The organism is Paragemmobacter kunshanensis (assembly GCF_011059185.1).
Classification (GTDB): domain Bacteria; phylum Pseudomonadota; class Alphaproteobacteria; order Rhodobacterales; family Rhodobacteraceae; genus Paragemmobacter; species Paragemmobacter kunshanensis.
The window spans coordinates 1-1,295 of sequence record NZ_JAALFE010000089.1; the positions used below are offsets into that span (position 1 = coordinate 1).

1 protein-coding gene is annotated in these 1,295 nt (G+C 67.9%); it reads right to left on the minus strand.

Annotated features, from left to right (window positions below; genetic code table 11):
• Nucleotides 1-32 precede the first annotated feature (32 nt).
• A partial coding sequence (locus G5V65_RS21865) for a DEAD/DEAH box helicase (protein WP_165054730.1) occupies nucleotides 33-1,295 on the minus strand: 1,263 nt, incomplete at its 5' end.

Genomic DNA, 1,295 nt, shown 5'->3' on the forward strand with positions numbered 1-1,295 from the left:
TCGGCCGTGATGGGGGTGATGGAGGCCATGGGTCATGCCGCCCTCCGTTCGGGCCGGGCGGCCGTGTCGATCAGCTGCCGGATGGCGCGTTTGTTGAAGCCGAAGGTCATCAGCGCCGAGGCGCGGTACCGCGTCAGGCCGAAGTCATGACGGCATTCGGGTGGCAGATACTGCAGCTGCTTTTCGGTCGGCGGCTGACGCAGCCAGGAGCGCGTCTTGAAGGCGCTCTCGTCGGTCTCGTGCGTGTTCAGCCAGTCGTCAGCCTGCGCGAGGCAGACGGTGCGCTCGCCCACGCCCAGCAGATGCGGGCGTTCGCCCTTCGCCCCGCCGATGGCGTACCAGACTCCGTCCAGCCAGAAGATGCCGCCCCAGGCGGCGAAGCCCGTGGCCATCAGCGCGTCGTCCGTGCCGTAGAGGTCGACCCACGCGAAGCTGGACCGCTTCAGCAAGTCGATCTCGGTCATCATGAAGCCCGACAGCGGCGCGGCGGCCCCGCCTTCGCCCGCATCCAGATCCTCGCGGGTGAACGCCTCACCGCAGAGCGGGCATTCGGTGGCGGCCAGCGGGATCTCCGCCTCGCAGGCCGGACAGGTCTTGGTCGGCGCCTCGCCGGTTTCGGTCTTGCCGTCGAGATCGACATCCTGTTCCAGCGTGCCGTGGATCAGGCTCGACGTCCCGAAATCCAGCACGACGCAGTCGGTCTTGACGATGCCGGGATGTTCCTCGGGGTCAACGGTGCGCAGCCCGCGCCCGACCATCTGGATCATCGTGGACTTGTAGGAGCTGGGGCGCAGCAGCACGACGCATGAGGTGGGCGGGTGGTCCCAGCCCTCCGTCAGCACCGCCACGTTGACGACGACGCGGATGTCGCCCGCCGCGTAGTCGGTGAGGATCGCCTTGCGGGTTTCTACCGCCAGATCGCCGTGGATCAGCGCGGCGGAAACGCCCGCCGCCCTGAATGCGTCGGTGACGTGCTCGGCATGCGCGACGGTCGAGCAGAACACCACGGTCTGCCGGTCGCCCGCCTTTTCCTTCCAGTGCCGGATCACCTCGTCAGTGACGGGGGCGCGGTCCATGATGCCCGCCACCTCCGCCATGTCGAAATCCGACATGGTCTTGCGGACAGAACGCAGCTCGTCCTGGACACCGACATCGATGACGAAGGTGCGCGGCGGCACGAGATGGCCCGAGGCGATCAACTCGCCCAGCCGCACCTGGTCGGCCACGTTGTCGAAGACCTCGCGCAGGCCCTTCCTGTCGCCCCGGTTCGGCGTTGCCGTGACCCCGAAGATGCA